The organism is Arthrobacter sp. StoSoilA2 (assembly GCF_019977195.1).
Lineage (GTDB): Bacteria > Actinomycetota > Actinomycetes > Actinomycetales > Micrococcaceae > Arthrobacter.
The window spans coordinates 4,607,734-4,633,637 of record NZ_AP024643.1; the positions used below are offsets into that span (position 1 = coordinate 4,607,734).

Here is a 25,904-nt window from a genome sequence, read left to right on the forward strand (position 1 = left end):
TAGAATTTCCTTATGGCATGCCACCCGGGGACGTGGCTCTCTAGGAAGGCAGATCATGGACACACGAAAGCTTTCATACTTCGTGCAGATCGTTGATTCGGGAAGCATTACCAAGGCCGCCGCCGCCCTGCACGTTGCCCAGCCTGCTCTCAGCCAGCAAGTATCCGCACTGGAGAACGACCTCAAGCAGCGGCTCCTGATCCGGAGCAAGCAAGGTGTTGAGCCGACCGCAGCCGGGCATACGCTATACCGCCATGCCCAGTCGATCCTGCGCCTGGTTGAGCAGGCCCGGCAGGACGTTGCCACCTCCGGAGCTGCACCCTCCGGCAGGGTCTCCATCGCGATCGCGCCCTACAGCATGGCTTCCAGCCTGACGCCCCAGATCATCAGGGAAGTGGGACGGCGTTACCCGGATATCGTGGTCCACCTGACAGAGATTTTCGGCGGCGTGTTGAGCGAAGCCATCAAGAACGGCCGCCTCGACATGGCCCTCATCTACGAGCCCGGGAAGATCCGAGGGGTTCAGTTCACCACCATGATCGTGGAAGACCTTCACCTGGTGGTCCACCCGGACGTGGACCTCGCCCTCGGCAAAGACGGCAAGGACACCATCACGCTCGCGGAAGCGAGCACGGTGGGACTGTTCCTTCCCGAGAAGAACCACACGCTGCGGCAGCTCATTGAGAAGGGCCTGGCCGACCAGGACCTGCCGCTCCGCCTGGTGGGGGAAGTGGAGTCTGTCCCTTCGCTGATCCGGCTTATCCGAGCGAACCTGGGCGGCACTGTCCTACCCAAATCCGCTGCCGATGCCCTCTTCCCGGACCAGGATTTCAAGGTGTTGCGCATCATCGAGCCTGGCCTGCAGAGCAAGATCGCCCTCTGCACACCCGACCACGAGCCACTCTCCGAGGCTGCCTCCGCTGTGCTGCTGGTGGTCAAGGAGATGCTGCACCAACAACTGATCAACAAGTACGGAACCGACCCCGTGCAGCTACCGGCCCATCCATAACAAAGCCTTATCCGGACAGTCAGCTTTGGTCTTATTCAATGCCGTTTTAATTTCCTACTATCGAATTAGCAAGAAATTCGAAAGCAGCTCACGGATTCCGCGGGCAAGTTCAAAGGAATAAACGGTGAAAAAGATCAGCACGGCCGGATGGGTTTCCAATCCAACCCGCGGAACGATGAGCGCACGAACCGGATTTCACTGCCCACGGAATGGTTTTTGGCGTCCGATCGGTGGCATTGGTGAACCATTGTTCGTCTTCGAAGGAAGCCTGATGCCCGCCCACGCCGGCAGCAGCATCGAATGGCACCTCGTGGACACCCGCCCCGGACACTCCGGACTTGACTGACCCATCCGTCCCAGGCTTCCCGCGAAACCCGGCCAGCCGCCGTCGTACATCAACAAAAGCCGTAGCACCTTAAGGCGCCCTGCCACTGGCAAGGCGCCTTTATCATGCCCAAAAGAGTGCACACCAAAGGGCCGGCCGCAACGCCTTCCAAGACGCGCGACCGGCCCTGTGCGGACGGTTAGTCTTCGACCAGGAGGCCCTTCTCCTTGAGCTTCTCTGTCAGGCCGCAGAGCTCGATGGTGTTGCCGCCGTCGTGGTACAGCTTGATGAGTTCGCGCTCGTGGTCGTCGCGGGCCTGGGACAGTGCAATGACTTCCTCGGCCTCCTCACGACGGATAACCACCACGCCGTCGGCGTCACCGCGGAGGATGTCGCCGGGGTAGATGATTTCGTCGCCGAAGACGATGGGGTGGTTGATCGGGCCGAGGGTTTCCTTGACTGTGCCCTTGATGCTGACGCTGCCGGAGAACACGGGCAGGCCGAGTTCGATCAGGTCCTGGGTGTCGCGCACGCCGGAATCGGTGACCATCGCGGCGATGCCCTTGGCCTTCATGGCGTTGCCCAGGACGTCGCCGAACGTGCCGGCCTCGGTCATTTCCTGCGCCCCCACCAGGACGACGTCGCCTGCCTGGGCGTAGTGGATGGCGACCTGAAGCATGAGGTTGTCCTGCGGCGCACAAGCGACAGTAACGGCCGGGCCGCAGAAAGACATGGAACGGTCGATCGGTTTGATCCTGGAACTCAACGCGCCGCGGCGGCCCTGTGCTTCATGGATGGTCGCTGAGGAAAAGGCAGCGAGGCGGCTGACGACGTCGGCATCAGGGCGCTCGAACTTGGTCTTAACGTGGATCATTTGAGGGATCTTTCTGTGGGGCCTGGGACAGGGCGTTGACGGCGTCGCGGATTGAGTCCACGCCGGCGTTGATGGTCTCCAGCGAGGTGGCGAAGGAGATCCGGAAGTAAGGGCCCAAGCCGTAGGCCGAGCCCTGGATGACGGCCACGCGGGCCGCGTCCAGCAGGTAGAGCGTGAAGTCCTGGTCGTTCTCGATGACCTTGCCATCGGGTGCGGTTTTGCCGATAACGCCGCTGCAGTTCACGTACGCGTAGAAGGCGCCTTCCGCTGGAGCGACGGACAGTCCGTTGATGGCGTTGAGACCTTCGACGGCGGCGTCCCGGCGCTTGCGATACACCTCCACGCTGTCGCGGACGAAGGACTGGTCGCCGTTCAGCGCCGCTGCTGCGGCAGCCTGGCTGATGGACGAGGGGCACGAGGATGTCTGCGATTGCAGCTTGTTCATTGCCGCGATCAAGGGCGCCGGACCCACACCGTAGCCGAGTCGCCAGCCAGTCATGGCATACGCCTTGGAGACTCCATTGACCAGCAGGATGCGGTCCTTGAGCGCCGGTGCGGCGGTGACCAGGCTGGTGACGCGGCCATCGCCGAAGTGGATTTCGTCGTAGATCTCGTCGGTGAGAATGAAGACGTGCGGGTGCTCCTCAAGGACCGCCCCCAGTGCCCGCAGTTCCTCGCGTGAGTAAACGGCGCCGGTCGGGTTGGATGGCGCGTTGAGGATGAGCCATTTGGTCTTGGGGGTGATGGCCTGTTCCAGGGCAGCCGGTGTCAGCTTGAAGTCTTTGTCTTCGCCGCAAGGGACGATCACAGGCGTGCCGTCGTTGGCGAGGACCATATCAGGGTAGGAAACCCAGTACGGCGCGGGGACGATCACTTCGTCGCCTTCGTTGAGCGAGGCCATCAGGGCAACGTAGAGAACCTGCTTGGCACCGCCGCCGATGGTCAGCTGATTGGGCTCATAGTGATGCCCGGTGTAGTTCTCGATCTTGCGGAGGATCGCGGTCTGCAGCTCGGGCGTACCGGTCACCGAGGTGTACTTGGTCTCGCCGGCGTTGATCGCTTCGATGGCGGCAGCCTTGATGTGCTCCGGGGTATCGAAGTCCGGTTCGCCGACGGTCAGGTCGATGATCGGGATGCCTTCAGCTTTCAGTTCGCGGACCCGGGCGGCGGCGGCGACGCTCGCTGAGGTCTTGATGCGGGTGACCCTCGACGCCGGCACGTAGTCGGACATGTCTCCTCCAGGAATGTGGAACTCAGGACGCGCGGATTCGCGCATCCCCTTTTTCGAGACTAGGGATCCGCGGGCGCTGTGGATAAGACCTAATGTGCGTGGATCAATAAGGGACTCTTATGACGCGCTTCCATGCACTTTGCTTATGGGTTCACGCGGTATTGGTATTTCCTCCCGCGGCTGAAGGATGCCTAGATTCATAGCTCAGAAGTGTTCGCCACTCGTCGGAAAGGAGCCCATGCGAGCCGCAACCGTTTCCGTTCAAGCCCGGTCAGCTACCGGCCGCTACACCTACCGGGCCAAGGCGTCACGGTCAGAAGCCCCGTCTCATGCAGCGGCCAAAGGTGAGCGCGCCAGGCTCGCCCATGCACTTGCAGCGCATCGCCAGCTCCTGTCCCATGCTTCCAGCGCCATCAGGACCCTGACCGCGGCGCGGAACGACATGATCGCCCAAGCCTTGGAAGACGGGCTGACCTTGACCACAGTTGCCGCAGTCACCGGGGAGAACCTGCGGACTGTCCGGACCATCGGTTTGGCTTATGACGACCTCCACGCGAGCGGAGTCCCCCGCGATGCGCACGTGGCCAGGTTGAAGGCCAAGAGTGACGAGTTGAAAGCAGCTGGACTACATCGTGACGGGATCACGGAGGCACGCGAGGCCCTGATCGTCATGGCTCTCCGCACCCAGGTTTTCGATGACCTCGAACTCGCCTCGTTGACCGCGCTCACTCCTGACCACATCCGACGGGCATCCCGGGGCCTTGCGCGGTCGGCGTAGCGCGACGCTCCGTCGGAGTCCCACTGCCGGCCCGGCTAACTGGGACGGAACCTAAGCGCCCATCGTTGAACCCACGAGTCGTGGAGGGTAGAACGGAGGCATGACCGACGTGAACTCCTGGATGAGCCAATATATCCGCGCGTGGACCTCGAATGAGCCCGATGACATCCGGGCATTGTTCACTGAGGACGCCATCTACTACGACAAGCCGAACACTGAATCACCGTGGAACGGCCATGAAGAAATCGTGAAAGCATGGTTGGACGCCGGCGACACGCCCGATGATTGGACCTTCGAGTGGACGCTCCTTGGCCAGGATGGTGACACGGCTTTCGTCCAGGCCGTGACCACCTACCTCAACGGCGAGCCTACCTACGACAACCTTTGGGTCATCCGCTTTGCCCAGGATGGTCGTGCGCGCGAATTCACCGAGTGGTACATGGCCAGGAAGGAATCAACGCCGGACACCGAGCCCGACAGTACAACCGGGGAAGTGGCTCAGTAGCTGTCGCGCTCCGCCGTTTCGGACACAGGAATGAACGTCGAGGCGAACCCTTCCGAGGCGCGGGCCAGAACAGCAACATCGGCGCCCACCAGCACAAAGGAGGCACCGGCGTCGAGATAGGCGCGGGCGGTGGACTCATTGAAGGCATTGACGCCGGCTGGTTTGCCGGCCGCTTTGGCGGCTTCGAGGCAATGCTCGACGACGGCCCTCACCAAGGGATTTTCCTGCTGTCCCAGCAAACCCATGGAGGCCGCGAGGTCCGAGGGGCCAAGGAAGATGCCGTCCACGCCGTCGACAGACAGGATTTCCTCCACAGCCGAAGCCGCTGCCTCGGATTCAATCTGAACTGTGAGGCTGATCGATTCTGAAGCAGCAGCAAGGTAGTCGGGAACACGGTTCCAGCGTGACGCCCTGGCCAAAGCAGAACCCACACCACGTACACCCAGCGGCGGATAGCGGACGGCTGCCACTGCGGAAGCGGCTTCGAACGCAGAATTCACCATGGGAATCAGGAGATTCTGCACTCCGAGGTCAAGGTATTGCTTGATGACCACGGTGTCGTTGACCGGCGGCCGGACCATGGCCTGCACGGGGTAGCCACTCACGGCATGGAGTTGCGCAAGAATCGATTCGAGGCCATTGGGACTGTGCTCGGCGTCGATCAACAGCCAGTCCAGCCCGGATCCCGCACACACCTCAGCCACCAATGGGCTACCGGAACAAACCCACATGCCAGCCAACGGACGGCCAGCCTCTGAGAGGGCCGAATAGAAGGTGGGGCTCAGTCGAAATTGCATGTCACGACTCCCAACGGTCCGTAGTCCGCGTGCACGGTATCACCTTTGTACACCCACAAGGGCCGGGTAAACGAGCCCGCAAGAATAATATCTCCGGCCTTCATTGAGTCCCCGTGCGCGGCGATTTTGTTGGCCAGCCAGTGCACCCCGTTGGCGGGATGATCCAGCACTCCGGCGGCTACTCCGGTCTCTTCCACGGTCTGGTTTTTGTAGAGAATCGCAGAGACCCAGCGGAGATCGACGGCGTCGGGACGCACTGGTCGGCCACCTATCACCATGGCCCCCATAGCTGCATTGTCCGAGATGGTGTCCACGATGGTCCGGCCCTCCATTTCGATCCTGGAGTCCAGGATTTCGAGGGCCGGAACCACGTAGTCGGTGGCATTGAGGACATCGAAAATCGTGCAACCAGGCCCTTTGAGCCCGTCCTTCAGCACGAAGGCGAGCTCCACCTCCACCCGGGGGTGCGTGTACTGGTCCCATTGCACGGAGCAGCCGGTTTCCAGCACCATGTCATCGAAGATCGCCCCGTAATCCGGTTCGGTGATGCCTGTGGCTGCCTGCATGGCTTTGGACGTGAGGCCGATCTTCCGCCCCACCAACGTGCGACCGGCTTCCTCGTTCCGTCGACGCCACAGCTGTTGAACGGCGTAGGAATCCTCGACCGTCATGTCAGGGTAGCGGGCGGTGAGGCGCGCAACCGGCTTGCGGTTCCGGCCGGCTTCGAGCAGTTCGTCGGCAATTGCTTCGATCGTCTTCGCGTCCATCATGGTTTAGACCTGCGCCCCCAGCTTGAAGCCTTCAGCGGCCTCACCGGCCGCGCCTTCCGGCCGGGTGTAGGAGAAGCCGTCGGCGCCGACCGTGACAGCCATTTCGGATTTCTCTTCGCGTTCGATGACGGGCTGGGGTTTGCCGTCCAGGTCCAGGACCAGGGAGGCTTCGGTGTACCAGGACGGGACGACGGGGTTGCCCCACCAGTCGCGGCGCTGGTTGTCATGGACGTCCCAGGTGACGGTGGGGTTGTCCGGATCACCGGTGTAGTAGTCCTGGGTGTAGATCTCCACACGGTGACCGTCCGGGTCCAGGATGTAGAGGTAGAACGCGTTGGACACGCCGTGGCGTCCGGGTCCACGTTCGATGCGGTCGGAGATGCGCAGGGCGCCCATCTTGTCGCAGATCTGGATGATGTTGTGCTTCTCGTGCGTGGAGAACGCGATGTGGTGCAGGCGGGGGCCGTTGCCGCCCGTCAACGCAGTGTCGTGCACGGTCTGCTTCCGGTGCATCCACGCGGCGTAAGTGACGCCGTCGGAGTCCTTGATGTCTTCCGAGACACGGAAGCCGAGGTCTTCGAGGTACTTGCGGCCGCGCGGGACGTCCGGGGTGACCTGGTTGAAGTGGTCCAGGCGGACCAGTTCGCCGGCGGAGTAGAGGTCGTAGCGCTGGGTGAGGCGCTCCACGTGCTCAACGTCGTAGAAGAACTCGTACGGGAAGCCCAGCGGGTCCTCCACGCGGACGGAGTCGCCAACGCCTTTGGTGAAGCCTTCCTTGCGGCGCTCCACCCGGCAACCGAGTTCGCGGTAGTACGCTTCGGCGGCGTCCACCTCGGCCGGGGACTTCACGCGGTACGCGAAGGCAGCAGCAGCGGCAACCGGGCCCTTGCGGAGGACCAGGTTGTGGTGGATGAACTCCTCGAAGGAGCGCAGGTAGATGGCGTTCTCGTCTTCCTCGGTGACGTGCAGGCCGAGCAGGTCGACGTAGAACGCGCGGGACTTGGCGAGGTCCGTGACCACGAGTTCGAGGTAGGCGCAGCGGACGATGTCCGGAGCCGGGACTGACGGTGTGGGGATGGGGCCGGTGAAGGGGTTGCTCATGATGGTCTCTCTTCGTTGAAAGGGGTGGTTGTGGGGACCCAACTGAGTCGCAGTAGATGCACGTTTTGAGCGTTCAAAACGCGCACTATTGCGACCTAGTTGGGTACTAGGCGCCGAACTTGGGCGTATGAACGGAGCCGAGCGTGATGTGCACAGCCTGCTGGTCGGTATAGAAATCGATCGAGCGGTAGCCGCCCTCGTGGCCCAGTCCCGAAGCTTTGACGCCACCGAACGGGGTACGGAGGTCGCGGACGTTGTGGCTGTTCAGCCACACCATGCCGGCTTCCACGTTCTGCGAGAAGTTGTGGGCCCGGGTCAGGTTCTGCGTCCAGATGTAGGCCGCCAGGCCGTACTTCGTGTTGTTCGCCAAGGCGAGGGCTTCGTCGTCGTTCTCGAACGGCGTGATGGCCACGACGGGACCGAAGATCTCCTCCTGGAAGATCCGCGCATCAGGCGCGACGTCGGCAAACACCGTGGGTGCGATGTAGTTGCCTTCGGGCAGGTGGTCGGGTCGTCCGCCGCCGGCCAGGAGCCGACCTTCGGACTTGCCGATCTCCACGTACGAGGCCACCTTTTCGTAGTGCTCCGGGTGGACCAGCGCGCCGACCTGGGTCTTGGGATCGTGCGGGTCACCCACCACGATGTTCTTGGCACGGGCGGCGTACTTTTCGCAGAATTCGTCGTAGATGGCCCGTTCGACGAGGATGCGGGAGCCGGCCGTGCAGCGTTCGCCGTTGAGGGAGAACACACCGAACAAGGCGGAGTCGATGGCAGCGTCCAGGTCGGCGTCAGCAAAGACGACGCACGGGGACTTACCCCCGAGCTCCATGGACAGGCCCTTGAGGTTTGCTGCGGCGTTGCGGAAGATCGTCTGTCCCGTGGTGGTCTCGCCCGTGAAGGAGATCAGCGGTACGTCCGGGTGCTTCACCAGGGCGTCACCGGCTTCTTCGCCCAGGCCGTTGACCAGGTTGAACACGCCATCGGGCAGGCCCGCGTCCTTGAAAATGGTGGCCCACAGAGACGCGGACAAAGGCGTGAACTCGGCAGGCTTCAACACAACGGTGTTGCCGGTGGCCAGGGCCGGGGCGAGTTTCCAGGACTCGAGCATGAACGGAGTGTTCCACGGGGTGATCAGGCCGGCGACGCCGATCGGCTTGCGGTTCACATAGTTGATCTGCGAGCCGGGGACCTTCATGGCGTCGTCGAACTGTGCCACGATCAGGTCCGCGAAGAAGCGGAAGTTCTCGGCTGAACGCAACGCCTGGCCCTTCGCCTGCGTGATCGGCAGGCCCGTATCAAACGTCTCCAGCTCCGCGAGGCGCTCTTCCTGGGCCTCCACGGCGTCGGCGATCCTGTTCAGCACACGGGCACGTTCGCGCGGCTTCATCCTCGGCCACGGACCGTTGACGAACGCTTCGCGCGCGGCGGCGACGGCAAGGTCGATGTCTTCCTTCTGACCAGCCGCAGCAGTGGCGTAGTTCTGGTTGGACACCGGGTCCAGGACATCGAAGGTCTTGCCCGACACCGAGTCAACGAACTCACCGTTGATGAAGTGCTGGATGTGCGTGGGCAGGTTCTCGGGTACGTAATGCTTTGCTGTTGTTTCTACAGGGGTCGTCATCGTTGTCTTCCTCTTTCATCCGACGCGGGGTCACTTATGGCCCATGTGCGGTGCGTTTATGGGCCGTAAGTGACCCCGGGTTGCTTTTAGTTGGTGGTGGCCAGGTATGCGTCGAGGGTGGCGGCGCGGTGTCGTCGGGCTGCTTTTTCGATCGTGTCTGCGTCCGCTCCTGTTTCGATGAGCTGGAGCAGCGCCTCGTGTTCGCGCACCGATTCCTGGGCGCGGCCGGGAACGAAGCGAAACGTGGAGGACCTCAGGGAGGCCAGCCGGTTCCATCCACGATGTACCAGGTCCAGGATGTGCGGATTGGGGCAGTGCTCAAACAAGACACTGTGGAAGTCCTGGTTCAAAGCAGTGAAACGAACCGGATCGAAGTGCTCCAGGCATTCCCGCATTTCCTCGTTCACGGCGCGGGCCCGGGCGATCGCAACGGAATCAATCAACGGTGCGGACAACGCGGTGGCCGCACCCTCCACGATGCTTAGGGTCTGCATGGTGTACAGGTACTCGGTGGGATCAATTCCGGAGACGGTGGCGCCAACGTTCCGCTCGAACTTCACCAGGCCTTCGGCTTCCAAACGGCGGATCGCTTCCCGCACGGGGACCACACTGAAGCCCAGATCCTCGGCAATCTTCGCCAGCACCAGCCGGTAACCCGGCGTGTAGATGCCTTCCACGATCCTGGCCTTGACGGCGTCATACGCCTGTTGCGACTTGCTTTGGGCAGCGGCGCTTTCGACGGCGGTTTCAGTCACCTTGGGCTCCTTCCGGGACTTGCCGGCTCTGCCAGTCCGTTGCAACCCATTTCTCGTAGCGTGCCTGCCATTCCTTGTTCATCGGGTAAAGCCCATCCACGCTGTTGCCTTCCTTGACCATCTGGAAGATGAAAGCCTCTTCCTTTTCCTGCTCGATGCAGTCATCCACAAGTTCCTCGGCGATGGCTGGCGGGATCACCAGGATGCCGTCCGAATCGGCAACGATGATGTCGCCGGGCTGCACCGTGGCTCCGCCGCAGGCAATGGTGATGTCCGTATCCCAAGGAATGTGCCGGCGACCCAGGACTGCTGGATGCGGATTCGCGAAATACGTTGGCATCTCCAGCTCGGCCACTGCTGAGTAGTCGCGGACCCCACCGTCGGTGATGATCGCAGCGGCTCCACGGACCTGGGCACGCAGCGCGAGGATGTCGCCAACTGTGCCGGTGCCCTTCTCCCCGCGGGCCTCCATCACGAGGATTTCGCCTTCATTCACGGAATCAATCGCGCGTTTCTGTGCATTGAATCCGCCGCCGTGGGTCTTGAACAGATCCTCACGGTTGGGCACATAGCGCAGGGTCCGCGCGAGGCCCACTACTTTGCGGTCCGGGCGGGTGGCCTGCAGGCCGTCGATGCTTACGTTGTTCAGTCCGCGCTTGCGGAGCTGCGAAGAAAGCGTGGCCGTTGCGACGCTTTCCAGCTTCGCCTTCAGCTCGGGCGTCAGGACGGAGACGTCAGCAGGGAGCCCCGCAGCTTCACGGGATCCGTATGCCTCTTCCCGCTGGGTGTCATCAGTCTTGGGCTTGGCACCAAAGTCCGCGAACGGCGTCGTACCTTCCGTTACTTTGGTGGTCAGGCGGCCGCTGGTGAAGCTACCGCCACTGACCTCAACCTCGACGACGTCACCCGGCTTGGCCACCGAAGCCCCGGCCGGGGTGCCGGTGAGGATGATGTCGCCCTCTTCGAGCGTGAGCAGCTGGGAGAGGTCCGCGACGAGTTGGGTGAACGGGAAGAGCAGGTCTTCGGTGGTGTCGTCCTGGACGAGGTCGCCGTTGTGCCAGGTGCGGATCCGCAGGGCCGCGGGATCGACCGCGTCGGCGGGGATCAGCGCGGGACCCACGGGCGTGAACCCGTCGCCGCCCTTGGACCGGACGTTGGAGCCCTTGTCTGCGTAGCGAAGATCGTAGACACCCAGATCGTTGGAGGCGGTCACCCACTCGACGTGGCTCCAGGCGTCCTCGAGGCCAACGCGGCGTGCAGACTTGCCGATGACCAACGCAATCTCGCCCTCGTATCCAAGCAGTTCGCAGCCGACCGGACGTTCAACAGTGCCGGGAGCATCAGCGGAGCCGAGCGCCAGAGACGTGGACGGCTTCAGGAAGTACGACGGCTGCCCGGGAGTACGCCCGCGCTGCGCTGCACGGCTGGGGTAGTTGATGTGGACGGCAATGACTTTGCGCGTACGGGCCAGCATGTCCTGGTTGACTTCCCCGGTCCGAAACTCCAGTGTCACGGCGCCTCCTCTTGTAAATATCTGCTCGAACATCCATCAAGTACGAAATCGTATACGATAACTATTACCTTTGAAGCGCAAGCCGTCAACCCCCTTTCCCAAACGCATTCATCCGGACATAGTGGTTGTTTTGATCCCCAAAGCAGGGAAGGAAGTACGTGCCGGAAAAGAACGACCTCCAGTTGCTCAGGTTCGCCAACGGTTCCGAATGGGAGTCCTGGCTCGCCGCGAACTACGAACAAAGGGCCGAAGCCTGGCTCGTGATCGGCAAGAAGAACGCCGGTGCCCAACTACTCAGCATTGGGGAGGCCCTGGACGGCGCCCTGTGTTTCGGTTGGATCGACGGGCAGCGCCAAGGCAACGACGACTCGACTTTCCTGCAGCGATATTCGCGGCGCCGGCCGCGAAGCTCATGGTCACAAGTGAACGTCGGCAAGGCGGAGGCGTTGATCGAATCCGGTCGCATGCATCCTGCGGGATTGGCTGAAATCGACGCCGCAAAGGCTGATGGCCGCTGGGAAGCTGCCTACGTTTCCCAGGCCAACGCGGAGGTTCCGGAAGACCTCGCGGCCGCCTTGGCCAGCAACCCAGCAGCCCGCGAAGCATTCGAAAGCCTCGGGAAGACGCAGCGTTACCTCATCATCCTGCAGTTGCTCAAGGCCCGCACGGCGGACTCACGAGCCAAGGCAATGGCACGTTGCCTTGGGAAGCTGATGGGGGAAGCGTAATTTCTGCTGGATCGGCGCGCATATGACGAGGCGGCCTGCCAAATCATCCATCAAGAAATGCGTGCATCCCCTGCATGGACTCCCGTAGGGTACCCGCATGGACATCATCCTGGTACCCGGTTTCTGGTTGGACGCGTCATCATGGGCGGAGGTGACGCCGCCCCTTGTCGCAGCCGGGCACTCGGTTCACCCCCTGACACTTCCCGGGCTGGAGTCCGTTGACACGCCACGCGCCGGGATTGGCCTTCGCACACATATCGACGCCGTGGTGGACAAGGTGGATTCCCTCGGCGGCGATGTGGTCCTGGTGGGCCATTCCGGCGGGGGCGCAATCATCCACGGCGTTATCGACGCCCGTCCGGATCGCGTGGATCGGGCCATCTATGTGGACAGCGGGCCACTGGGTGAGGGCGGCGTGATCAACGACGAACTGCCCGACGACGGCGACGAAATCCCCCTCCCGCCCTGGGAAGGTTTTGAAGATGCGGATCTCATCGACCTGACTGACGACCTCAAGGAAGGTTTCCGTTCACGGGCCATCCCCGAACCGAAGGGCGTTGCCTTCGACCAACAACACCTTCACGATGTCCGGCGCTATGACGTCCCGGCCACCATCATCGCCTGCCAGTTCCCATCATCACTGCTTCAGGAATGGATGGATGCCGGGCACCCGTTCACGGAGGAACTCGCGCGGATCCGGGACGTTGATTTCATCGACCTACCCACCGGACACTGGCCACAGTTCACCAAGCCACGTGAACTGGGTGAAGCCATCCTGTCGGCCGTCGAGCGCGCGAAATAGCGCTCGACGGCGGGATAAGCCTTTCGGGGCAGAGCCACCCCTGAAACGCCGAGATTCTGAGGCGTGCCCGTAATGCGTCAGGGCTTGGCGGGCGTGTTGGTCGCGGGCCCTTCGGGCGCTGCACCGCCTTCGTCCGTCCAATCGCTTCCCGTCTGATCGTCGAGTGCAGGATCGGATACTACGTCCGACCTGACCGGTGGCGTTGAGGTGGAAGCCGGAGCGGAAGCAGAAGCAGAAGAACCCGTGCTGGAGTTGCCTTGGTGCCCGGACTTTGTCTCCAGGATGCCCGGAAACATGGTCTCCGCCTTCTCCAGGAGCTTCTTGCCCGCGGCGTACAGATTGTCCAGGATGTCCGGGACTGATTCCTGGACGGTTTCCGTGGCGTGATGGACGTTCTCTTGAACCTCCGGGTTCTTCCAGACCTTTTGGGCGCCTCCGCGAACGCGCCGATACACCTCCGGCCAAGACTTGGACCCCCACACATAGCCAACAGCGATGCCAGCGGCGAACAATGCTTTCCCTTTCACAGGACCCACTCCTTTCGAGGTGCTATTCCTACGACACTAGTCCGGCCTTCACCCACTGTCACGTGTGCTTTCAAGGGCGGGCGGTTAATGGACATTTGCTGAATTGAGAAAGAGGACTAAACTTTAATGCCAACCAGCGGAAATCCCGCAGGCTACAACCACATGGCAACCCGAGGAGTGAAAACCATGGGACTGGATGACAAGATCAAGAATGCCACGGAAGAAGCAACGGGCAAGGTCAAGGAAAAGACCGGCGAAGCCACTGGCGACCGGGACCTCCAGGCCGAGGGCATGGGCGACCAGGCGTCGGCCAATGTGAAGCAGGCTGGAGAGAAGGTCAAGGACGCCGCGAAGGACGCCTTCGGCGATAAGTAGCCGGATTTCACGGCCATACAACCCCGTCCAGGGGGCAAGGGGCCCCGACCGGCAAAAATAGCAAGGTTACTTGCTGTTGTTCCCGGGACCAGCTAGCGTTGCTGTTGTAGTACTACGGTCCGGCCCCTTGGACAGGAGTGCTTTTGGCTGCATTTAATAATTCATCGACGTTTGCAAAATAATGTCCCGCCCCATATTCCACTGGGCCCATTGTGGCCCTGTTACAGCGCTTATCCGCTGGAACTGACAACCGATGAACGGAACCGCTTCACCGAGTTCATGGAATTTCCATCAACAAGAAAGTAGGAGCAAAAATGGGTTTCTTTGGTTTTCTTTTGCTCGGCCTTTTGGCTGGGGCTATCGCAAAGCTTATTCTTCCGGGACGCCAGGGAGGCGGCTGGTTGGTCACCTTGCTGCTCGGCGTCGTCGGCGCCCTGTTGGGCGGCTGGATCGGCGGGCTGATCTTCGGCGAGGGCCTGACAGAATTCTTCGCCATTCGAACGTGGCTCCTGGCCATCGGCGGATCCATCATCGTTCTGCTGATCTACGGCCTGGCCACAGGAGGACGCCGGGCCCACCATGGCTGACGAAACCACGCCCAACACCAACCAGGACGACCTTGAGGGTCAATACGCAGAAGGTGATTACGGCGCTGCCGGCGCATCGCCCGAAGCCCTGAAAGAGGACGCCGGCGGGGACTACACCGCAGGTGACTACGCCGAGAAAACGGTCCCGTCTGCGGATGCGGAGCTCGACGAGCACAATACGGAGGACACGCCCGAGGACAGGCCGTTCTCGTCCGAGCCGGATGACGAAGCTTCCGGCTCGGGCCACCCTTAGGGCGCCTTCAAGAGTTTCAGCACCTCGTCAAGCGGCAAGACCCTCTGACGATATTCACGGGTAAGAACCCGGAGGACTGCCTCGGCAGCCTCCGGGTTCTCTGTTGCCACGGCTTCGGCCGCATAGATCACCCGAATGTTATGGGCGAAAGCGTCAGCAGCAGTCTGGGCAATGCAGTTGTGGGCCGAGACGCCGGCCAGAACCACAGTTTCGACACCCCAGTTCCTGAGGCGCATCCCCAAGTCCGTACCGAAGAACGCGCTGTCGCGGGTTTTGCCCATCTGCGGGAAGTCGGCCGTCACCAGGCCTGGAACGAAATTGGCCTGCTCGCTTCCCCTGAAGATGAAGCCTTGGTTATCGTCCAGCATGTTCAGGCTCCACGTGGACTTGTCCCGCTCGTGCTGAGTAGCAACCAGGAGCACGTTTGCCCCTGCAGCGCGCGCTGCACTGGTCAATGAGTTGCACGCAGCAACAACTTCTTCCTGACGCCGCTTCAGGGCCGGTTCCTCAAAAAAGGCGTTCTGCATATCGATTACCAGCACAGCAATCATGCGGGCATCACCTTTCCAATCCTGGGTCAGAGACCCTTGCCGCCTGTCACCGGAAGCACAGCGCCTGAGATGTAGGATCCTTCGTCGGATGCGAGGAGCACATAGGCCGGTGCCAGCTCAGCAGGTTGTCCGGCACGGCCCAGCGGCGTGTCCTGGCCGAAGGTGGGAAGCTTGTCCGGCCACTCGGTGGCGGGGATCAACGGCGTCCAAATAGGGCCCGGGGCCACTGCGTTGACACGGATTCCCGTAGGCCCGAGTTCCTCTGCCATGGCTTTGGTGAATGCCACTTGGGCGGCCTTGGTCATGGCGTAGTCCACCAGCTGGGCGGAAGGATTAAAAGCCTGGATAGACGCCGTGACGATGATCGACGCCCCCGGGCGCAGGTGCGGAATCGCAGCCTGTGCTGTCCAGATCAAGGAGTACAGGTTGGTTTTGAAGACCCGATCGAATTCCTCGGTAGGAATGGTCTCCAAACCCTCGCGGTTCTTTTGGTACGCGGCGTTCAGGACCACAACGTTGAGGCCGCCGAGCTCCTGCACCGTTCGCTCCACAATCTCAGCCGCAAACTTTTCGTCGCGCGCGTCGCCGGGCAGCAACAGCGCCTGCGCCCCGCACTCACGGATCCATTCCGCCGTCGACTTCGCGTCTTCTTCCTCCTCCGGAAGATAGCTAATGGCCACATCCGCGCCTTCTCGGGCATACGCGATGGCTACAGCGGCACCGATGCCTGAATCACCGCCGGTGATCAGGGCTTTCTTGCCCTGCAGGCGGCCGTGCCCCACATAGCTGGACTCGCCATGATCGGGCTGGGGGTTCAAGGGCTTGGTCAGGCCGGGCTGTTCTTGCTCCTGTTGGGGAAATTCGTCGGAGTGATATCCGCTGCGGGGATCCTTCGGGGCAGAGGTGAGGCGATGATCCCCACTTCCTTGCTGTCCACTGTGGTTTGGGTCGGCTTGAGTCATGGTTCTGGCCTTTCTCAGATGTCTGATTTCCGGCTTGCGAGGCTACCGTTGGCTGTACCCAGGCACATTGGACTCTAAACGCACGCAAAGGGCTAGGTCCGCAGCGTTTTGGCCTTCACCATGAGGAATATTCCGTAGGCGATCAGGCCCACGGCAACGGCGGCCAGAAGGTACGGACCATACGGTTGCTCCCTCAAAGCCCGCAGGCTTCCATCAAGTCCTGTGGATTGTTCTGGCTGAACGCGGACCGCGGCAATGACCACCAGCAGGCCTACGAGCAACAGGGCAATGCCTTTGGCGATGTAGCCCACCACTCCAACACCCGATTGGAACTTGCGGGTCGGCTCCTTAAGGGAGAGCGCGAGGTCCTTTTCGAAGGTCCTCATAAAGCCACGCACCGCGAACACAACGCCGGTGATCATGATGCCGGCGCCAATTGCGACAAGCAGGACTATCCCAAAGGGCGCGTTCATGAGCGTCACTGTTACATCGCTGGCAGACTCCCGACTGTTTTTTCCCTGCCCCATAGTGAAAGACAGGATGGTGGCCGCCAGGCCGGCAAACACGATTGCCTGGGCCACAGCGGAAAGCCGCTTGGATGGTTTGTTGTCCGATGCCCTGCGGTAACCGAGGGTTGCGTTGCCCAATTGCCACAGCGCCAAGGCAGCGCAGGCGCCGAAGCACGCCCAGAGCAGGATGGGACCCACCGGTTGGGCGGCCAGTTCGGCAACAGCGCCACTGACGTCGGCTTCACCACCGCGCCCAAAGGCGAGCTGAAACGCAATAACCCCGATGAGTAAGTGCAGGAGTCCGCTGACGGCGTATCCAGCCCTCGCTACAACAACCAGGGCACGTGAGTTTGAGGCTTCCTCGGCCACATCAGCGGCCTTCTTCATCTCCTCTTTGATAACAAGCCTCCTTATTATTTTGTGACTTGTCACCATGGTGCCACTCGAACGAGCACAAGACCACGGGGCGCAAGTGGCTTGCTAGAAGCCACACACCGACTGCGGCCAGATGCTCCGAAGCCCTACACCCAAAGGGTTGAACTGCTCGCGGACGCTGGTGACGGCACGGGCCTGGCCAGGGACTTCGCCTCCACGGCCGTCAGCTTCCCCGGTACCCGCGAGGGGGTCGGACTTCACGTGGGCAGCTCCGGTATTCAGGGACGTGGCTGCGATCTGGTCAGGCATTTCGGTGGTCCTTCCTGAGAGTTCCCATCAACTCCATTGGCTGATAGTTCAACCATGGGACGGGGCCCTCAAGAAGGACGCCGGGTCATCTCAAGATTCCCTCAAGAATCCGCCGTGCTTCGAAGGCAGGTTCAGAAGGCGAAAAGGACCTCCAGTTGTTGCCCCGTCGACAGGGTAACGTGCCCCCTTACATGCGTGCCGTCGTCGTTAATCACGACGTCGGCAGGAACCGCTGCGGGTGCCTCGCCTCCCAGGTAGACCAGTGAGGCGAAGATGCTGCGGCCGCCTGCCAAACGGCCTTCCAGGTATCCGCACGCAGCGTGCCCACCCAACGGCGAGACGCCCTCGGCCCGGAACGTGCCGTTGTCGAAGTATCCGTGCAAAGGCCATATGCCTGTGTAAAGTCCGCCGACTCCAAGAACGTGGTCATGCAGCTCAGGCGGCCGGGTATCTGCGAGCGCGTATCCGGCGTCGCGGACGCGCAGCCCGGACGGCGCAGGCCCTGGGTTGGTCACGTCCACGTTGGGCGCCTCAACCACGTGGACCCTGAGTTCATATCCGCTGGCAGCAGTTGTCGCTGTTGCCACCCGCCAGCGGGAATTGGCGGGATCCTCCTCGTCGCTCCAGACTGGCGCATGCCAGCTTGCGGCTTGGCGATGCCCGGCTTGGAGATGCCCGGCTTGAAGATGCCCGGCTTTGAGCCGGTGAATCCTCGCGCGACGGCTGGGTGTTCCAGTGGCATCGAGGACGGCGAAGTGGTTGTCCACGGGGTCCTTGGTGAAGAGCGGCGCGGTGTGGCTCGAGTATGCGAGGCGGCGGTAGTGGGGGTCGTCCGGTCCGGGGGCGTAGTACTTGTCGCTGCCGTGGTTGAGCACGCGGGCGATACCGTCCACGGCAGTGGAGTGGAGCAGGTAATTAGGGCCTTCTGCGTGTTGAACGGCGTCAATGCCCTCCAGGGGCGAGGGCTGTTCGACGGCGGTCCACACTGGATGGTCGGCGGGGAGGAGAAGTCCCACGAACGCCTTGGAGGTCCAGTACGGCGACGCTGGACCGGAGTATTCCTGGGTCATCGGCTCAAAGGCGCCGAGCCAACCGAGCGACGGCAGCCCGTCGTCGTAAGCGCCGCCATCGAGGAAGTATTTTGCTGCGCCGCTGGCGATGCGGCGGGTCTGTCCGGGGTTGAGGGGTGTCGCGCCGATGGCCTCCCCGAGGAACAAGGGAGCCACGGCGGCATAGCGGTAGATCAGGGAGCGGCCCTGGAAAACCGGGGCGCCGTTCCCGCCGAAAAAACTCACGTGATCGGCCAGGAACCTGGCGAGCCGCGACCTGTAGATTTCGGACCTTGCTTGGGCTTCCGGGTGCCGGTTGGCCGCAAACCCGGCCCACAACACCGGATAAAGATGAAGGGCCCAGCCGCAGTAGTAGTCGAAGAAATCGCCCGTGCCGTCGTTGTCCCCGTCCCGGTACCAGCCGCCGCCGACGTACCAGTCTTCGAGCCGCTTCAGTCCATGTTCGATCTGCGCCGCGTTGTGCTCGAATCCGGCGCCAGCCAGGAACTCGGCGATCAGGACCTGGAAGAGCACCCAGTTGTTGTCCACGCAGGTGCTCCGCGAGGAACCCTGCAGCCACTCGGCCACCTGGGCCCGCTCGTCCCCGGACAGTGTGTCCCATAGCCAGGGTTTGGTCAGTTGCAGGCCCAGTGCAATGGAGGCGGCTTCCACCATCGGCTGCGAGCGGTCACAAATGGGCAGCCACGCTTCAGAACTACCTGGCCGCGTCCCCTCAAGGAGGCCCGTCCTGTACAGGTCAAGATGGCCGTGCGGGTCGTTGCCCTGCTCTCCCGCCACCCGGAAGGCGGCCAGCATAAAGGTGCGCGCGAACCCCTCCATGCCGTCGGAAAAAACACCCGACGACGACGGGCGGCCGTTTAGCCGGATCAGTGCCTTCTGCGCGGAGAAGCAGGGGCGCACCGCGAGAAGTTGCTGATCCGCGAAAGCGACCCAGTGCTCGCGCGTCCATCCGGTGATGGGGCTGAGCCCGTAATCCGGTGCTGGCATCGTGAAGCCGGTGGCCATGGGTCTCCTGCGGGGGTGCGGACACGGTGAGCCCTAACCTTAGGCTCCTCATCGGCCTCACGGCGCGAGTTGAACAAAACTGAACGTGCACCTCTCGTCCGCGACCGAATGTTGCGTGATAGTTCATAATGAACAAACTGAACACTAGTGAACTTGAAGGCGGAAACCTGCATGCTGTCCGAGGATCGTCAACAGCTCATCCTGAGGGAATTGGCCCTTCACGGATCCCTGAACGCTGCCGAGTTCGCGGCCAAGCTTGGAACGTCCGGCATGACAGTGCGCCGGGACCTCGCACTACTTGCGGGGCAGGGCTTGCTCGAGCGGGTCCATGGTGGAGCTGTTCCCATCGGCGGCCGTGCTTCCGGAAGTAGTGCGACACCACAGCAATCAACGTCCTGGCGACCGGGCGGGAGGCGACCCTTGGCGACGATCGGCATGATCGTTCCCTCGGCGTCGTACTACTTCCCGGGGGTGATCCGCGGCGCCGAGGCGGCTGCCCAGGAAGCGGGTGTGCGGTTGGTGCTGGGCGTGACCAACTACTCAAGCGAGGAGGAACGCCGCCAGCTCCGCCGCCTGTATGAACACGGCGTGGACGGGATCCTGATCACGCCGAGCGAGCAATCCTTGGCTGGCACCGAAACGATGGACCTGTTAGCTGAAGCTGTGGTGCCTGTAGTCGTCGTCGAGCGTTCCATTGACAACGCACTGGACCACGGCCGCCTCGAAGCCGTGCGAAGTGATCACGTGCGGGGCGCGGAAATCGCCGTCAACCATCTTCTGGGCCTTGGCCACCGCAAGATCGCCATGTGCCTTCGCGAGAACAGCCCGACCGCGCCGCAGCTTATCGATGGCTACCACCTCGCCATGCAGCGTGCCGGACATCGCGACGTTGATTCGATGGTCCGTTCGATGTCCCGGGCCCTGAATGATCCCGAGGCCCATCGACTGGTGGTGGGCGGCATCCTCGATTGGTGTACAAAAACCGACGTCACAGCCGCGATTGTCCACACTGATGAGGACGCACTCCAGTTCGCCAGCGCCTGCCAGGAACGGCAGCTTCGCATTCCGGAGGACTTTGCGATCATTGCGTACGACGACGAAATCGCCGCTTTGGGGGCCGTTCCCCTGACCGCGGTGGCACCACCGAAGTACGACGTCGGGCATCAAGCCTTGGTGATGTGCCTGAACCGGATCGGTGCACGTCGTGGAAGCACGTCCGCGCTGCAGCGCGTGAACCTCTCGCCCGAGTTGGTGGTTCGGGACTCAACACAGGTGTAGAGCCCGCCTCATCGTTGTTTACTTCTGTTCACTTCGTTGTCTGTGTTCACTTTTGTGGCTTTCATTGTGCCTAGTCCAAGGTGCCCCCAGCGCACACCACGAGACTTCGCATCGTGAACTTCAAAGGAGAACAGAATGAAGCGTCGCCAGCTTCTGCTAGGAGCAGCCAGCATTATGGCAAGTGCTGCCCTCATCACCGGCTGTGGCAGCACCCCGGCAGCCACGCCAACGCCCGCTGAAGACCCGTCCGGGACCATCACTTTCTGGTCGTCGATGGCCGGGATGGACAAGGTGGCCGCAGCCTTTAACGCGAGCCAGGGCAAAATCAAGGTCAACTTCGAAACCGTCCCCAACGGAGCGAGCGGCGGCTACGCCAAGTTGTCCACAGCAATCACCGCCGGCAACGGCCCGGACGTTGCCACCATCGAATACCCACAGCTTCCCCAGTTCGTGAGCAACGGCCAGCTCCAGCCACTGGACGGGCTGATCAACAAAGCCGAAACAGTGGACAAGCTAACGGACGGGACCAAAGCCCTGGTTCAATTCGGCGAAGAGACATACGCACTCCCCTACGACGCCGCGCCGATGATCATGTGGTATCGCAAGGACATGCTGGACAAGGCCGGCGTCGGCGTCCCCAAAACCTGGGATGAATTCGAAGAGGCCGGCAGGAAGCTGAAAGCAGTAGCCCCGGAAGCACACCTGGCCAGCTTCAACCCCAACGAAGCCGCACTTACTGCCGCCTTGTCCTGGCAAGCCGGAGCCAAATGGTTCGGTACCGAAGGCGACAGCTGGAAGGTTGGAGTGAACGATGAGCCCACGCAAAAAGTCGCTGCTTTCTGGCAGAAGCTGATCGACCAAAAGATCGTCAAGGTCCAACAGTCCTTCAGCGACGAATGGTCGGCAGATTTGGCGAGCGGCGCCGTCGTCGGTGTTCTGGGCGCCAATTGGAGTGCCACCGGCATCCAGAAGCGTACCGAAGCAAGCGGCCAGAAAGGACAGTGGATCGCAGCGGAGGTGCCCAACTGGGGAACTCCGGCAGATGCGTTCTATGGCGGCTCGAGCTTCAACATCACCAAGAGCAGCAAGAACCCGGCCGCTGCGGCCAAGTTCATCGAGTTCCTCGCAACCAACCCGGACGCCATCAAAGCGCGCGGCAACACCGGTTCGGCTTTCCTCGCCTTCCCGGGGCTGACACCGGTTGCGCAGCAGGCATTCGATGCCAGCTACTTCGGCAACGACATCTACGAGGTCTTCGACAACGCGTACTCCACCATCACCCCGGGGTGGCAATGGGGTCCCAATTGGGACATCACCAACACGGCTCTCAAGGACGCCTATGGAAAGTTGACCACCGGCGGCAAGGTCGCGGACGCCGTTGATACCGCCCAGACCGCAACCGTAGCCGGACTCAAGCAGAACGGCCTCTCCGTCAAGGAGTAGGCCCGCACGGTGGGGCGGCCTCTTCATAGGGGCGCCCCACCAGCGAGGAGAATCATCATGGCCAACCAGGCACCTGCTACCTCCCGGAGGAAACCCCGCACGAAGTCCGGAACCGGCGGCCGCACAGCCGCTCTCTTCCTGACCCCGTTCTTCGCGGTGTTTACCCTGGCGATGGTGGCACCCGTCATCTACTCGATCGTGCTCAGCTTCTTCGCCCAGCAGAAGTCCGGACTCGGCTTCGGCCAGGCCAAGACCTCGTTCGTGGGACTTGAGAACTATCTGCAGGTCCTGCAATCGGAAAGTTTTGTGGGCGGCATAGGTCGCCTCATCATGTACTGCCTGCTGTACATCCCGTGCATGGTGGGCGGCGCCTTGGCCTTCGCACTGCTGCTTGATGCTGCCGCAGCGCGTGCCCGGAAGCTGTTCCAGCTCCTCGTCTTCCTCCCCCACGCGGTGCCGGGCGTCATCGCTGCATTGATCTGGGCCTACCTCTACACCCCCGGTGTCAGCCCGATCGTTTCGGTCCTGGAAACCGGCGGCATTTCCCTGGACTTCCTGGACAACCACATGATCCTGCCGTCCATCGTGAACATCGCGGTGTGGGAGTGGACGGGCTACAACGTCATTGTGCTGTTCACCGCGCTTCAGGCGGTTCCGCGGGAAACCCTGGAAGCCGCCCGGGTGGACGGCGCAGGCGAAATCCGTGCTGCCATCAGCATCAAGCTGCCGCTGATCCTGCCTGCACTTGGCGTCATCATGCTCTTTACAGTGATCGGAACCTTGCAGTTGTTCACGGAGCCGTCCATCATTTCCAAAGCAACGGCCTCCGTAACCAGCACTTGGGTTCCAAATATGTGGGCCTACGATGCCGCCTTCAACCGGCACAACCTCAACCAGGCCGCCGCGGCCTCCATCATCATCGCGCTCATGGCAGCGGTGCTGTCCTGGGCCGTCACCCGCTTCAGCTCAAGGATGAACAAAGCATGAGCACCTCAACGTTGTCCCGTCCAGGGGTTACCGGTCCGGTTGCGCCGTCGAGGAAACGCCGCCGGAGTCGTGGCACCCGCGGCGGCCTGGCAAGTGCGTTCACCGTGAACGCGCTGCTGATACTGGGTTGCGCCTACATGGTGCTGCCTGTCCTGTGGTTGTTCTTTGCCTCCACCAAGAACGCCGCCGACCTCTATTCCACCGGTGCTTATGCTTTCGGGCAACCTTCCTTTGTGGAGAACGTTGGCGCGGTTCTTGGGCAGGATGGTGGCGTGTTCCTCCGCTGGATGGCCAACTCCATGTTCTATGCCGCGTTCGGGGCCATCTTTGGTGGACTGGTCTCTGTCATGGCTGGCTACGCCTTCGATAAATTCCAGTTCCGCGGCAAGGACTCATTCTTCGGCCTGGTCCTTGTGGGCGTGCTGATTCCCAACACAGCCACAGTCCTTCCGATGTATCTGCTGGCCTCCGTATTTGGCATCACCAACACCATCTGGGCCATCCTCATCCCCGTGCTCTGCAACCCGTTCGGCGTGTACTTGGCCCGCGTGTATTCGGCGGCGTACGTTCCAGGCGAAACGTTGGAGGCAGCGCGCGTGGACGGAGCCGGACCGATCCGCTCCTTCTTTTCCCTGGGGTTGCCCATGATGATGCCGGGGTACATCACCATTGCGTTGTTCCAGTTTGTTGGCGTGTGGAACAACTTCATGCTCCCGCTGGTAATGCTCCAGGACCAGCAGCTGCTGCCTGTCAGCGTCGGAATTTCGATCTGGCAGGGATACTCACTCCCCCAGCCCGAGTTCACGCCGATGGTCATCACAGGATCACTTTTGTCCATCATTCCGCTGCTGCTCGCGTTCATCATGCTCCAGCGCTTCTGGAAATCCGGTCTCACGGCAGGGAGCGTTAAATGAGCCTGAACGTTGCCTTGGCCATGCCTGTCCACACTGCCCGGGCCGTGTTCCCGCCCCGAAGCCTGGACCCGCTGGAGCCTGCTTTGAACCTCCTCAGCCGGAATCCGATCGAGGACTTTGGTTCAGTAACCGGCCGGGCACTCCTGGCTGAAGCGGACATCCTCATCACTGGTTGGGGTTGTCCAATGATCGACGACGACGTGCTGGACGCTGCCCCACGGTTACGTTACGTCCTTCACGCCGCCGGAAGCGTCAAGCACCACATCAGTGGCCCGTGCTGGGAGCGGGGCTTGTTGGTGAGTTCCGCCGCGGACGCCAACGCCATTCCCGTGGCCGAATACACCGTGGCCATGATCGTCCTGGCCAACAAACGGGTCCTGCAAATAGCCCGCGCCCTGCACAGCACCCGGATGGAGGTCCTCCCTGAACAGCTCTTCCCCGACATGGGCAACTACCGCAAGCGCGTCGGAATTATCGGGGCGTCAAAGATCGGCCGTCACGTCATCCGGCTGCTTACCGCTTACGAGCTGGACATCGTGGTGGCCGACCCGTACCTGTCCGCCGCTGAGGCGGGCGCTCTCGGCGTCGAGCTTGTTAGCCTGGACGAACTGGTGGCGGGCTGCGACATCGTCAGCCTCCACGCGCCGTCGTTACCGTCCACAAAGAACCTGATCGACGCCGGTCGCATCGATCGGATGCGTCCGGGGGCTACTTTTATCAACACCTCGCGCGGCGAGTTGGTGGACCAGGACGCCCTCTTGGCCCGGCTTGAGCGCGGCGATCTATATGCTGTGCTGGACGTGACGACGCCGTGGGTGCTGCCTTCCCATTCCCGGTTCTACACGCATCCCAACGTGTTGCTGACACCCCATCTGGCGGGGTCGCTGGGTAACGAGCTGGAGCGGATGGCGGCGAGCGCAGTAGGCGAAGCTTTGCGGTTGTCCAGGGGGGAAGCGCTGCAATTTCCAGTGGCGGCGGAAGACCTGGCGTTCATGGCATAGCGCATTCCCGGCGGGCTCTCATGGTGCCGCGCCGACGGACCGTAATGTTGCGCAGATCACATTTGCTGCCTACGCTGGGGTGGCTGCAGCGTGGCAGCGAACGGATGAAAGGCAGCATATTGACCAGCGAGAAGCTCTCTGTAGTTGTTCGAGTCGACCTTGACGGAGCACAGATCCAGATCGCAGCAACAGGTCATGTGACCACCTCCAATCTCCACGCGCTGTATCCAATCGTTCAACGCACCAACAGCCTGGCCGACGGCAGGGACGTCGAGATGGACCTTACTGGCGCCTTGATCGAACCGGATGCACTTGAACAACTGCAGGGCTACGCGATGCTTCACGAGTTGCCGGTTCGGGTTGACACTGTTCCGGTGTTGGCAGGGGCGGGGCTGGCGGCGTGAGCTACGTCAGCCCTCAAGCCGAGGACTAACCTGACTGACATGACTCAGTCAGCGCGCGCATGGATCGGGACCATCGTCTTCCTGTTCCTCGCGCCTGGCATCGTGGCGGGTCTCATCCCCTGGCTCATCTCCGGATGGCGGCTTTACGACTGGGACGGTGGCACGTGGCTGGTGGTGCCGGTCGCCTGGATCGCGATCACCCTGGGGGTAGCTTTCCTGCTTCACGCCTTCGCGCTGTTCGCCCTTCACCAGGGAACGCCCGCGCCGGTTGCGCCAACCCGGACGCTGGTTGTCACCGGGGTTTATCGATTCGTGCGCAATCCCATGTACCTTGCGGTGCTCACAATCATCCTCGGCCAGGCGCTGCTCTTCGGCAGTTGGTGGCTCGTGATCTATGCTGCGATAGCCCTCATCGCCGTCGTCACTTTCGTGAAGAGTTACGAGGAACCGACCCTCACTGACACGTACGGTGAGCAGTACCTCGAGTACCGGCGCAACGTTCCGGGGTGGTGGCCGCGGCTGACGCCTTGGCGGGGGTAACGGAC

General features: G+C 62.0%; 30 protein-coding genes. 16 read left to right on the top strand and 14 right to left on the bottom strand.

Going from position 1 to position 25,904, the window contains the following annotated elements:
- The first annotated feature begins 55 nt into the window (after nucleotides 1-55).
- Together LDN82_RS21035 and LDN82_RS21040 are read left to right on the top strand one after the other, a co-directional pair.
- The gene (locus tag LDN82_RS21035; RefSeq protein WP_224165727.1) at nucleotides 56-1,009 is read left to right on the top strand and encodes a LysR substrate-binding domain-containing protein; all 954 of its coding nucleotides are present in this window, start codon (nucleotides 56-58) and stop codon (nucleotides 1,007-1,009) included.
- Nucleotides 1,010-1,133: 124 nt separating this feature from the next.
- Nucleotides 1,134-1,355: a hypothetical protein gene (locus tag LDN82_RS21040; protein ID WP_224165728.1), complete on the top strand. Its 222-nt coding sequence runs from the start codon at nucleotides 1,134-1,136 to the stop codon at nucleotides 1,353-1,355.
- Between the two features lie 178 nt (nucleotides 1,356-1,533).
- Here the strand turns inward: LDN82_RS21040 and LDN82_RS21045 are convergent, their stop codons facing one another.
- Together LDN82_RS21045 and LDN82_RS21050 are read right to left on the bottom strand one after the other, a co-directional pair.
- Nucleotides 1,534-2,208, bottom strand: coding sequence for a 4-carboxy-4-hydroxy-2-oxoadipate aldolase/oxaloacetate decarboxylase (locus LDN82_RS21045; protein WP_224165729.1), 675 nt, complete (start codon nucleotides 2,206-2,208; stop codon nucleotides 1,534-1,536).
- Complete coding sequence (locus LDN82_RS21050; protein WP_224093165.1) at nucleotides 2,195-3,439, bottom strand: aspartate transaminase; 1,245 nt, start codon at nucleotides 3,437-3,439, stop codon at nucleotides 2,195-2,197. The genes LDN82_RS21045 and LDN82_RS21050 overlap by 14 nt, the downstream gene beginning before the upstream one ends.
- Nucleotides 3,440-3,677: 238 nt before the next feature.
- Between LDN82_RS21050 and LDN82_RS21055 the strand changes: the two genes are divergently transcribed.
- Together LDN82_RS21055 and LDN82_RS21060 are read left to right on the top strand one after the other, a co-directional pair.
- Nucleotides 3,678-4,217: a hypothetical protein gene (locus LDN82_RS21055; protein WP_224093163.1), complete on the top strand. Its 540-nt coding sequence runs from the start codon at nucleotides 3,678-3,680 to the stop codon at nucleotides 4,215-4,217.
- A gap of 100 nt (nucleotides 4,218-4,317) precedes the next feature.
- The gene (locus LDN82_RS21060; RefSeq protein WP_224093161.1) at nucleotides 4,318-4,722 is read left to right on the top strand and encodes a nuclear transport factor 2 family protein; all 405 of its coding nucleotides are present in this window, start codon (nucleotides 4,318-4,320) and stop codon (nucleotides 4,720-4,722) included.
- On the opposite strand, the gene LDN82_RS21065 is transcribed toward LDN82_RS21060, so the two are convergent.
- From LDN82_RS21065 to LDN82_RS21090, 6 genes are all read right to left on the bottom strand, one after another.
- Entirely contained in the window at nucleotides 4,716-5,519 is an 804-nt protein-coding gene (locus LDN82_RS21065; protein ID WP_224165730.1) for an HpcH/HpaI aldolase/citrate lyase family protein, read from the bottom strand. The genes LDN82_RS21060 and LDN82_RS21065 overlap by 7 nt on opposite strands.
- Nucleotides 5,504-6,289, bottom strand: a complete 786-nt coding sequence (hpaH, locus tag LDN82_RS21070; RefSeq protein ID WP_224093159.1) for a 2-oxo-hept-4-ene-1,7-dioate hydratase — start codon at nucleotides 6,287-6,289, stop codon at nucleotides 5,504-5,506. The genes LDN82_RS21065 and hpaH overlap by 16 nt, the downstream gene beginning before the upstream one ends.
- A gap of 3 nt (nucleotides 6,290-6,292) precedes the next feature.
- On the bottom strand, nucleotides 6,293-7,390 hold the full coding sequence (hpaD, locus tag LDN82_RS21075; protein WP_224165731.1) for a 3,4-dihydroxyphenylacetate 2,3-dioxygenase: 1,098 nt from the start codon (nucleotides 7,388-7,390) through the stop codon (nucleotides 6,293-6,295).
- Nucleotides 7,391-7,496: 106 nt separating this feature from the next.
- On the bottom strand, nucleotides 7,497-9,011 hold the full coding sequence (gene hpaE / locus LDN82_RS21080) for a 5-carboxymethyl-2-hydroxymuconate semialdehyde dehydrogenase (RefSeq protein ID WP_224093157.1): 1,515 nt from the start codon (nucleotides 9,009-9,011) through the stop codon (nucleotides 7,497-7,499).
- Between the two features lie 86 nt (nucleotides 9,012-9,097).
- The gene (locus tag LDN82_RS21085; RefSeq protein ID WP_224165732.1) at nucleotides 9,098-9,766 is read right to left on the bottom strand and encodes a GntR family transcriptional regulator; all 669 of its coding nucleotides are present in this window, start codon (nucleotides 9,764-9,766) and stop codon (nucleotides 9,098-9,100) included.
- A complete protein-coding gene (locus LDN82_RS21090; RefSeq protein WP_224167591.1) occupies nucleotides 9,759-11,240 on the bottom strand; it encodes a fumarylacetoacetate hydrolase family protein in 1,482 nt (493 codons plus the stop codon). Before LDN82_RS21090 ends, LDN82_RS21085 begins: the two co-directional genes overlap by 8 nt.
- 197 nt (nucleotides 11,241-11,437) lie before the next feature.
- Between LDN82_RS21090 and LDN82_RS21095 the strand changes: the two genes are divergently transcribed.
- A complete protein-coding gene (locus LDN82_RS21095) occupies nucleotides 11,438-12,007 on the top strand; it encodes a YdeI/OmpD-associated family protein (protein ID WP_224165733.1) in 570 nt (189 codons plus the stop codon).
- A gap of 97 nt (nucleotides 12,008-12,104) precedes the next feature.
- Nucleotides 12,105-12,809, top strand: coding sequence for an alpha/beta hydrolase (locus LDN82_RS21100; protein ID WP_224165734.1), 705 nt, complete (start codon nucleotides 12,105-12,107; stop codon nucleotides 12,807-12,809).
- 77 nt (nucleotides 12,810-12,886) lie between these two features.
- On the opposite strand, the gene LDN82_RS21105 is transcribed toward LDN82_RS21100, so the two are convergent.
- A complete protein-coding gene (locus LDN82_RS21105; protein WP_224165735.1) occupies nucleotides 12,887-13,336 on the bottom strand; it encodes a hypothetical protein in 450 nt (149 codons plus the stop codon).
- Between the two features lie 186 nt (nucleotides 13,337-13,522).
- Here LDN82_RS21105 and LDN82_RS21110 point away from each other — a divergent pair, with 186 nt between their 5' ends.
- The 3 genes from LDN82_RS21110 to LDN82_RS21120 all read left to right on the top strand — a co-directional run bounded on the left by LDN82_RS21110 (nucleotide 13,523) and on the right by LDN82_RS21120 (nucleotide 14,551).
- A complete protein-coding gene (locus tag LDN82_RS21110) occupies nucleotides 13,523-13,711 on the top strand; it encodes a CsbD family protein (RefSeq protein WP_224093815.1) in 189 nt (62 codons plus the stop codon).
- A 314-nt stretch (nucleotides 13,712-14,025) separates the two neighbouring features.
- Nucleotides 14,026-14,298, top strand: a complete 273-nt coding sequence (locus LDN82_RS21115; RefSeq protein WP_224093148.1) for a GlsB/YeaQ/YmgE family stress response membrane protein — start codon at nucleotides 14,026-14,028, stop codon at nucleotides 14,296-14,298.
- Nucleotides 14,291-14,551 carry a hypothetical protein gene (locus tag LDN82_RS21120; RefSeq protein WP_224093138.1) on the top strand — a complete coding sequence of 87 codons (261 nt, stop codon included), beginning with the start codon at nucleotides 14,291-14,293 and terminating at the stop codon, nucleotides 14,549-14,551. Before LDN82_RS21115 ends, LDN82_RS21120 begins: the two co-directional genes overlap by 8 nt.
- Here LDN82_RS21120 and LDN82_RS21125 read toward each other — a convergent pair.
- The 5 genes from LDN82_RS21125 to LDN82_RS21145 form a co-directional block, all read right to left on the bottom strand.
- Nucleotides 14,548-15,102: an isochorismatase family cysteine hydrolase gene (locus tag LDN82_RS21125; protein ID WP_224165736.1), complete on the bottom strand. Its 555-nt coding sequence runs from the start codon at nucleotides 15,100-15,102 to the stop codon at nucleotides 14,548-14,550. The two genes, LDN82_RS21120 and LDN82_RS21125, sit on opposite strands and share 4 nt — an antisense overlap.
- Before the next feature lie 26 nt (nucleotides 15,103-15,128).
- On the bottom strand, nucleotides 15,129-16,064 hold the full coding sequence (locus LDN82_RS21130; protein WP_224165737.1) for an SDR family oxidoreductase: 936 nt from the start codon (nucleotides 16,062-16,064) through the stop codon (nucleotides 15,129-15,131).
- A 92-nt stretch (nucleotides 16,065-16,156) separates the two neighbouring features.
- A complete protein-coding gene (locus LDN82_RS21135; RefSeq protein WP_224165738.1) occupies nucleotides 16,157-16,960 on the bottom strand; it encodes a DUF1206 domain-containing protein in 804 nt (267 codons plus the stop codon).
- Between the two features lie 93 nt (nucleotides 16,961-17,053).
- The gene (locus LDN82_RS21140) at nucleotides 17,054-17,257 is read right to left on the bottom strand and encodes a hypothetical protein (RefSeq protein ID WP_224093121.1); all 204 of its coding nucleotides are present in this window, start codon (nucleotides 17,255-17,257) and stop codon (nucleotides 17,054-17,056) included.
- Nucleotides 17,258-17,388: 131 nt separating this feature from the next.
- Nucleotides 17,389-19,332, bottom strand: a complete 1,944-nt coding sequence (locus tag LDN82_RS21145) for a DUF2264 domain-containing protein (protein WP_224165739.1) — start codon at nucleotides 19,330-19,332, stop codon at nucleotides 17,389-17,391.
- Between the two features lie 171 nt (nucleotides 19,333-19,503).
- Here LDN82_RS21145 and LDN82_RS21150 point away from each other — a divergent pair, with 171 nt between their 5' ends.
- The 7 genes from LDN82_RS21150 (at nucleotide 19,504) to LDN82_RS21180 (ending at nucleotide 25,899) form a co-directional block, all read left to right on the top strand.
- Complete coding sequence (locus tag LDN82_RS21150; protein WP_224093112.1) at nucleotides 19,504-20,610, top strand: substrate-binding domain-containing protein; 1,107 nt, start codon at nucleotides 19,504-19,506, stop codon at nucleotides 20,608-20,610.
- A 135-nt stretch (nucleotides 20,611-20,745) separates the two neighbouring features.
- The gene (locus LDN82_RS21155) at nucleotides 20,746-22,053 is read left to right on the top strand and encodes a sugar ABC transporter substrate-binding protein (protein WP_224165740.1); all 1,308 of its coding nucleotides are present in this window, start codon (nucleotides 20,746-20,748) and stop codon (nucleotides 22,051-22,053) included.
- A gap of 57 nt (nucleotides 22,054-22,110) precedes the next feature.
- Nucleotides 22,111-23,040 (top strand): sugar ABC transporter permease, encoded by a 930-nt coding sequence (locus LDN82_RS21160; RefSeq protein ID WP_224165741.1) that lies wholly within the window; start codon nucleotides 22,111-22,113, stop codon nucleotides 23,038-23,040.
- Nucleotides 23,037-23,954 (top strand): carbohydrate ABC transporter permease, encoded by a 918-nt coding sequence (locus LDN82_RS21165; RefSeq protein WP_224165742.1) that lies wholly within the window; start codon nucleotides 23,037-23,039, stop codon nucleotides 23,952-23,954. The genes LDN82_RS21160 and LDN82_RS21165 overlap by 4 nt, the downstream gene beginning before the upstream one ends.
- A complete protein-coding gene (locus tag LDN82_RS21170) occupies nucleotides 23,951-24,955 on the top strand; it encodes a hydroxyacid dehydrogenase (protein ID WP_224165743.1) in 1,005 nt (334 codons plus the stop codon). Before LDN82_RS21165 ends, LDN82_RS21170 begins: the two co-directional genes overlap by 4 nt.
- 119 nt (nucleotides 24,956-25,074) lie before the next feature.
- Nucleotides 25,075-25,359, top strand: coding sequence for a hypothetical protein (locus tag LDN82_RS21175; protein WP_224165744.1), 285 nt, complete (start codon nucleotides 25,075-25,077; stop codon nucleotides 25,357-25,359).
- Nucleotides 25,360-25,398: 39 nt separating this feature from the next.
- The gene (locus LDN82_RS21180) at nucleotides 25,399-25,899 is read left to right on the top strand and encodes an isoprenylcysteine carboxylmethyltransferase family protein (RefSeq protein ID WP_224165745.1); all 501 of its coding nucleotides are present in this window, start codon (nucleotides 25,399-25,401) and stop codon (nucleotides 25,897-25,899) included.
- Nucleotides 25,900-25,904: the final 5 nt, after the last annotated feature.